This is a genomic window from Pseudomonas sp. Pse35 (assembly GCF_024519715.1).
Taxonomy (GTDB): Bacteria; Pseudomonadota; Gammaproteobacteria; order Pseudomonadales; family Pseudomonadaceae; genus Aquipseudomonas; species Aquipseudomonas paracarnis.
In genome coordinates this window covers 171,208-178,709 of sequence record NZ_JALJRP010000009.1, presented here as the reverse complement: position 1 = coordinate 178,709, position 7,502 = coordinate 171,208, and the positions used below count along the sequence as shown (strand labels likewise).

The 7,502-nt window shown below is 63.1% G+C and carries 4 protein-coding genes; 3 read left to right on the top strand and 1 reads right to left on the bottom strand.

Annotated features, from left to right (window positions below; all coding sequences use genetic code 11):
* Positions 1 to 65: 65 nt before the first annotated feature.
* On the bottom strand, positions 66 to 1,580 hold the full coding sequence (gene pap / locus OC445_RS11100; RefSeq protein WP_054920485.1) for a polyphosphate:AMP phosphotransferase: 1,515 nt from the start codon (positions 1,578 to 1,580) through the stop codon (positions 66 to 68).
* Between the two features lie 154 nt (positions 1,581 to 1,734).
* On the opposite strand from pap, the gene mnmC reads away from it, so the two are divergent.
* From mnmC to ngg, 3 genes are all read left to right on the top strand, one after another.
* Positions 1,735 to 3,735, top strand: a complete 2,001-nt coding sequence (mnmC, locus tag OC445_RS11095) for a bifunctional tRNA (5-methylaminomethyl-2-thiouridine)(34)-methyltransferase MnmD/FAD-dependent 5-carboxymethylaminomethyl-2-thiouridine(34) oxidoreductase MnmC (RefSeq protein WP_198790822.1) — start codon at positions 1,735 to 1,737, stop codon at positions 3,733 to 3,735.
* A gap of 136 nt (positions 3,736 to 3,871) precedes the next feature.
* Positions 3,872 to 5,644 (top strand): N-acetylglutaminylglutamine amidotransferase, encoded by a 1,773-nt coding sequence (locus tag OC445_RS11090; protein ID WP_014719264.1) that lies wholly within the window; start codon positions 3,872 to 3,874, stop codon positions 5,642 to 5,644.
* 3 nt (positions 5,645 to 5,647) lie between these two features.
* Complete coding sequence (ngg, locus tag OC445_RS11085; protein WP_198790823.1) at positions 5,648 to 7,393, top strand: N-acetylglutaminylglutamine synthetase; 1,746 nt, start codon at positions 5,648 to 5,650, stop codon at positions 7,391 to 7,393.
* Positions 7,394 to 7,502: the final 109 nt, after the last annotated feature.

The window sequence follows — 7,502 nt, the reverse complement described above, 5'->3', positions numbered from 1 at the left end:
CCGCGTTCACTCAGGAAGCACGCGTTATCGTTGACGTTTTTCGCGAGCAAGCTCGCTCCTACAGGCTATTTCTTTTTCTTCTTGTCGTGCTTGTCGCTTTTATCAAACGCTTCTTCCAGCGCACGGTTGATGGTGCGCAGCACCTTGACCCGCGCCCAGCGCTTGTCGTTGGCCTCGACCAGAGTCCAGGGCGCCACCTCGGTGCTGGTGCGGTCAACCATATCGCCCACTGCCGCGCGGTAGTCGTCCCACTTGTCGCGATTGCGCCAGTCGTCTTCGGTGATCTTGAAGCGTTTGAAGGGGATTTCTTCACGAGCCTGGAAGCGCTCCAGTTGCGTCTCCTTGTCGATGGCCAGCCAGAACTTGACCACGATCACCCCCGCATCGCGCAGTTGCTCTTCGAAGTCATTGATCTCGCCATAGGCGCGCATCCAGTCCGCAGGGGTACAGAAGCCTTCGATGCGCTCCACCAGCACGCGGCCGTACCAGGAGCGGTCAAACACGGTGAACATGCCGCGCGCCGGGATTTTCTGCCAGAACCGCCATAGATAAGGCTGGGCCCGTTCGTCTTCGCTGGGCGCGGCAATCGGCACGATGTGGTACTGGCGCGGGTCCAGTGCTGCCGCCACACGGCGGATCGCCCCGCCCTTGCCCGCCGCGTCGTTGCCCTCGAACACGCTTACCAGCGCGTGCTTGCGCATACGTTTGTCGCGCATCAGGCCAGAGAAGCGCGCCTGTTCGGTAATCAGTTGCTCTTCATAGTCGTCCTTGTCCAGGCGCAGGGTCATGTCGAGGCTGTCGAGCAGGCTCTTTTGGTCCACCGAGGCAAGCAACGGCGCCGGGTTCATGCCGCTGGCCTTGACCTTGGCCTGGTTCAGGGCACTTTGCAGCCCATCGAGCAGGATCTTGCCCACGGTCAGCCCACGGTAATGGGGGTCGACGCCTTCGATCACATGCCACGGCGCGTAATCGCGGCTGGTGCGGCGCAGCACACGCTCACCGAAATGCACGAACTTGTCGTAGGTCTTGGACTGCTGCCAGTCCAATGGGCTGATGCGCCAGCTGTGCAGCGGGTCGTCGGCCAGGGCCTTGAGGCGCGCCTTCATCTGTTTTTTGGACAGGTGGAACCAGAACTTGAAGATCAGCGCACCTTCATCGCAGAGCATCTTTTCCAGACGTTCGGCGCCGGCGATGGCCTGGTCCAGGCGCGCATCCTTGATCTGCCCATGCACGCGGCCTTGCAGCATCTGGCTGTACCAGTTGCCGAAGAAAATGCCCATGCGGCCCTTGGCCGGCAGTTGCCGCCAGTAGCGCCAGGCCGGTGGACGCGCCAGTTCTTCGTCGGTCTGCTGGTCGAAGGTGCGCACTTCGATCAGGCGCGGGTCCATCCATTCATTGAGCAGCTTGACGGTTTCACCCTTGCCCGCGCCCTCGATGCCGTTGATGAGTATGATCACCGGGAAGCGTTTCTGCTGTTGCAGCTCGTACTGAACTTCCAGCAAGGCTTCACGCAAGGCCGGCACTTCGGCGTCGTAGGTGTCTTTGTCGATGGCGTGACCGATTTCGGCGGATTCGAACATGGGCAGCTCCGTTTCAAGATGGCTCAAGACTAGCGGATTGGGCCCCGACACGCGCAAGGAAATACAACCCAGCCTTGCCATGGATCAATTCAACGCCTGTTGATCGGCTAGAATGGCCGCCTTGCCTTTGCCCGCTTTCATTTTATGAGCCGCCATGAACCCCATCACCCACGCCCAGCTCGACTGGGATGACCAAGGCCGCCCGCATTCGCGGGTATTCGACGACGTGTATTTCTCCGACCAGTCGGGCCTGGAAGAAACCCGCTACGTGTTCCTGGAGCAGAACCGCTTGCAGGAACGCTTCGCCGCCTTGCCCGCAGGTGGGCGCCTGGTGATTGGTGAAACTGGCTTCGGCACCGGCTTGAACTTCCTCTGCGCCTGGCAGTTGTTCGAACAGCACGCAGTCGCCGGTGCGCGGCTGCACTTCGTCAGCGTGGAAAAGTACCCCCTCAGCCATGCCGACCTGCAACGCGCCCTCGCCCTCTGGCCCGAACTGCAACCCTTGGCCGAGCAACTGCTGGCGCAATACATTGCCATCCACCAGGGTTTCCAACGCCTGGTACTGGACAACGGCCGCGTGACCCTGACCCTGTTGATCGGCGATGCGCTGGAACAATTGCCGCAACTGGACGCCCAGGTCGATGCATGGTTTCTCGACGGGTTCGCCCCGGCGAAAAACCCCGACATGTGGACCGCCGAGCTGTTCGCCCAACTGGCGCGCCTGGCGGCACCGGGCTCGACCATCAGCACCTTCACCAGCACCGGCTGGGTAAGGCGGTTGATCAATGCCGCCGGGTTCAAGATGAAACGCACGCCAGGCATCGGCCATAAGTGGGAGATCCTGCGTGGGGAGTTTGTCGGTTGGCCCGCCGACTTACCCGCGCCGGCCCCACGTAAACCCTGGTTCGCCCGGCCACCCGCCATCGAGGGAGAACGTCATGCCCTGGTCATCGGCGGTGGCCTGGCCGGGTGCGCGACCGCCGCCAGCCTGGCCGCCCGGGGTTGGCGTGTCAGCCTTCTGGAGCGCCACGCCGGCTTGGCACAGGAAGCGTCGGGCAACCCACAGGGTGTGTTGTACCTCAAGCTTTCGGCCCATGGCACGGCCTTGTCCCAGCTGATAGTCAGCGGTTTTGGCCACACCCGACGCCTGCTGGAACATTTGCACCGAGGTGTCGATTGGGACGGCTGTGGCGTGTTGCAACTGGCGTTTGACGCCAAAGAGATCCAGCGTCAGGCTCAATTGGCAAACGCCTTTGCTCCGGACCTGCTGCATCTACTAGACCGCGAGCAGGCGCAGCAAAAGGCGGGAATCGAACTGGCCCACGGCGGGTTGTTTTTTCCAGAGGGCGGTTGGGTGCATCCGCCCGCGCTGTGCCAGTGGCAGGCCAAACATCCACTGATTGAAGTGCTCACCCACCACGAGGCACTGGAACTGCACCGGCTCGACGACCAATGGCAAGCCCGCGCCGGTGACCGCGTGCTGGCCAGCGCCGGTGTCGTGGTGCTCGCAGGGGCTGCGGAGATCAAGCGTTTCCCCTTCAGTGCTGACATACCGCTCAAGCGCATCCGTGGGCAGATCACTCGGCTGGCGCAAACCTGCGCGAGTAAAGCGCTGGCCACGGTGGTCTGTGCCGAGGGCTACGTCGCGCCGGCCCGGCTTGGCGAACACACCCTGGGCGCCAGTTTTGACTTCAACAATCAAGACCTCACGCCCACGCCCGCCGAACACAGCGGCAACCTGCAGATGCTGCGCGAGATGTCTACCGACCTGCTGCAGCGCCTGGGTGCCGACCGCCTGGCGGCCGAACAACTGGAAGGCCGTGCCGCGTTTCGTTGTACCAGCCCCGACTACCTGCCCATCGTTGGGCCACTGGCCGACCATGCGGCGTTTGAGCAGGCTTATGCGGTACTGGGCAAAGACGCCCGGCAAGTGCCGCAAACGCCCTGCCCGTGGCTGCCGGGGCTGTTTCTCAATAGCGGCCATGGCTCGCGTGGCCTGATCACTGCGCCGTTGTGCGGCGAACTTTTGGCTGCATGGCTGAGTGATGAGCCCCTGCCAGTGCCCACCAGCGTAGCCGAGGCTTGCCACCCCAATCGATTTGCCCTGCGCGCGTTGGTGCGAGGCCAGGGCGCTGCACAAAAAAAGCCGGATTAAAGGCAAGGCGGCTATCTGCCTTATAACTTATCGGTCTAAAACTCCACGCATAGCACTGGGTCAGTTTCTGGGTACGCGCCCTTTTGGGCGTATTGAGTATTGACCCCTCCCCAACGGAAAAACCGGTAAGGAATTTATGTGTGGACTAGCTGGCGAGTTACGCTTTGATCATCAACCTGCCGACCTGGCAGCCGTAGAACGCATCACGCACCACCTCGCCCCCCGAGGCCCCGACGCCTGGGGCTTTCATGCCCAAGGGCCGATTGCCCTGGGCCACCGCCGCCTGAAGATCATGGACCTGTCGGACGGCTCTGCCCAACCGATGGTCGACGCCCATCTGGGGCTGTCCCTGGCGTTCAATGGCGCTATCTATAATTTCCCGGAGCTGCGCCAAGAGCTGGAAGCCCTGGGTTACGCCTTCTATTCCGGTGGCGACACCGAAGTGTTGCTCAAGGGTTATCACGCCTGGGGCGAAGCGCTGCTGCCCAAGCTCAACGGCATGTTCGCTTTCGCCATCTGGGAGCGTGATGCCCAGCGTCTGTTCATCGCTCGTGACCGTCTCGGTGTGAAGCCCTTGTACCTGTCGCGCACCGGCCAACGCCTGCGCTTTGCCTCAGCGTTGCCCGCGTTGCTCAAGGGTGGGGATATCAACCCGATCCTCGATCCGGTCGCCCTCAACCACTACCTGAATTTCCACGCCGTGGTCCCTGCGCCGCGCACGTTGTTGGCCGGCATCGAAAAGCTGCCGCCCGCCAGTTGGATGCGCATCGACGCCAGCGGCAAGACCGAACAGAAAACCTGGTGGACCCTGCCCTACGGGCCCCATGAGGACGAAAAACACCTGACCCTGGAAGACTGGACCGACCGCGTGCTCGACAGCACCCGCGAAGCCGTGGCCATTCGCCAACGTGCGGCGGTGGATGTGGGGGTGCTGCTGTCCGGCGGCGTCGACTCGAGCATGCTCGTCGGCCTGCTGCGTGAAGTGGGCGTGGAGGATTTGTCGACCTTTTCCATCGGCTTTGAAGACGCCGGCGGCGAACGTGGCGACGAGTTCCAGTACTCAGACCTGATCGCCAAACACTACGGCACCCATCACCACCAACTGCGCATCGCCGAAAGCGAGATCATCGAGCAACTGCCGGCCGCCTTCCGCGCCATGAGCGAGCCGATGGTCAGCCATGACTGCATCGCCTTCTACCTGCTGTCGCGGGAAGTGGCCAAGCATTGCAAAGTGGTGCAGAGCGGCCAGGGCGCCGATGAACTGTTCGCCGGTTACCACTGGTACCCGCAAGTGGACGGTGCCAGCGACCCGTACGCGGCCTACCGCGAGGCGTTTTTCGACCGCAGCTACGACGACTACGCGGCGACCGTCGCGCCCCAATGGCTGACCGCCAACGACGCTGCTGGCGATTTCGTGCGCGAGCACTTTGCAATGCCGGGCGCCGACGCAGCGGTGGACAAGGCCCTGCGCCTGGACAGCACGGTGATGCTGGTGGACGACCCGGTCAAACGCGTCGACAACATGACCATGGCCTGGGGCCTGGAAGCGCGCACGCCGTTTCTCGACTACCGCCTGGTAGAACTGTCGGCCCGTGTGCCGGCCCAGTTCAAGCTGCCCGACGGCGGCAAACAGGTGCTCAAGGAAGCGGCGCGTCGGGTGATCCCCAGCGAAGTCATCGACCGCAAGAAAGGCTACTTCCCGGTGCCCGGCCTCAAGCACCTGCAGGGCGATACCTTGAATTGGGTGCGCGAGTTGCTGCTGGACCCGAGCCAGGACCGCGGGCTGTTCAACCCGGCCATGCTCGACCGCTTGCTCACCGACCCGCAAGGCCAATTGACCCCGCTGCGCGGCTCCAAGCTGTGGCAGCTGGCGGCGCTGAACCTGTGGCTGAGCGAACAAGGAATCTGATCCATGAAACCGAATGCCGCGGCTTACAGCCAACGCTTACTCAAGGGCCAGGCGCCGACCTACGAGCGCCTGCAAGCGCGCCTGGCCGAAGATGGCAGCGCACTGGCCGCCGACCCGATTGCCGTGCATTGCGGCTGGGGCCGGTTGTTGATTGGCCACACCTTTCCCGACCCGGCAAGCCTGGCCCAGGAACTGCTCAACGAGCAGCCCGGCGAGCGTGATATAGCGCTGTACGTGGCCGCGCCTCAGCAAATCCTGGGCATTGACCCGCAGCAACTGTTCCTCGACCCGTCCGACACCCTGCGCCTGTGGTTCACCGACTACCGCCCGGCCACCCGTGTATTTCGCGGCTTTCGTATTCGCCGGGTGCAGAGCGAGGCCGACTGGCAAGCGGTCAACCACCTTTACCAGGGCCGCGGGATGCTACCTGTCGACCCGGAACGCCTCACCCCACGTCATCAAGGCGGCCCGGTGTACTGGCTGGCCGAAGACGAAGACAGCGGCGCGGTGATTGGCAGCGTGATGGGCCTCAATCATCACAAGGCCTTCCACGACCCGGAGAACGGATGCAGCCTCTGGTGTCTGGCCGTCGACCCGCAATGCACGCGCCCTGGCGTCGGTGAAGTGTTAGTGCGCCACTTGGTGGAGCACTTCATGAGCCGAGGCTTGAGCTACCTGGACTTGTCGGTGCTGCACGATAACCGCCAGGCCAAGAGCCTTTACGCCAAGCTCGGCTTTCGGGCGTTGACCACCTTTGCAATCAAGCGCAAGAACGGCATCAATCAACCGCTGTTTCTGGGCCCGGGGCCCCAGGCGGAGTTCAACCCTTACGCGCGCATCATTGTCGAAGAAGCCCACCGACGCGGTATTGATGTGCAAGTGGACGATGCCGATGCGGGCCTGTTCACCCTTAGCCACGGCGGGCGTCGCGTGCGTTGCCGTGAGTCCCTGAGCGACCTGACCAGCGCCATCAGCATGACCCTGTGCCAGGACAAGAGCCTCACCCACAAGGTGCTCAAGGCGGCGGGCCTGCAGGTGCCGGTGCAACAGTTGGCGGGCAGTGCCGACGACAACCTGGAGTTTCTCGACGAACACCAGCGCATCGTGGTCAAGCCGCTGGATGGCGAGCAAGGCCATGGCGTCGCCGTGGATCTGCGCAGCATCGAAGAGGTGCAGCAGGCGATCGAAGCGGCGCGCCAGTTCGACAGCCGCGTGTTGCTGGAAAGCTTCCACGAAGGCCTGGACCTGCGGATTCTGGTGATCGGTTTTGAAGTGATCGCGGCTGCGATTCGTCGCCCTGCCGAAGTGATCGGCGACGGCCAGCATTCGATTCGCGCGTTGATCCAGGCGCAAAGCCGTCGTCGCCAGGCGGCCACCGACGGCGAGAGCAAAATCCCGCTGGATGCAGAAACCGAGCGCACCCTCAAAGCCGCAGGTTACGACTACAACAGCATCCTGCCCCGTGGCGTGCAACTGGCCGTGCGACGCACCGCCAACCTGCACACCGGGGGTTGCCTGGAAGATGTCACGGCGATCCTGCACCCCACGCTGGTGGACGCGGCCGTGCGTGCGGCCCGTGCCCTGGATATCCCTATGGTCGGCCTGGACCTGATGGTACTTGCGGCCGACCAGCCAGAGTATGTGTTTATCGAAGCCAACGAACGGGCCGGCCTGGCCAACCATGAACCGCAACCCACGGCTGAGAAGTTTGTGGATTTGTTGTTTCCACACAGTCAGCCGGCTACCTGACTACCGATCGTTACCACGCTCCGCGTGGGAATGCAGCCTGTGACGCTCTGCGTCACCACAGCGGACGCAGAGCGTCCCTGAGGCATTCCCACGCAGAGCGTGGGAACGA

Bases quoted from the DNA above. Each gene is read 5' to 3' on its own strand.
- pap (WP_054920485.1), bottom strand. From the start codon at position 1,580: ATGTTCGAATCCGCCGAAATCGGTCACGCCATCGACAAAGACACCTAC.
- mnmC (WP_198790822.1), top strand. From the start codon at position 1,735: ATGAACCCCATCACCCACGCCCAGCTCGACTGGGATGACCAAGGCCGC.
- OC445_RS11090 (WP_014719264.1), top strand. From the start codon at position 3,872: ATGTGTGGACTAGCTGGCGAGTTACGCTTTGATCATCAACCTGCCGAC.
- ngg (WP_198790823.1), top strand. From the start codon at position 5,648: ATGAAACCGAATGCCGCGGCTTACAGCCAACGCTTACTCAAGGGCCAG.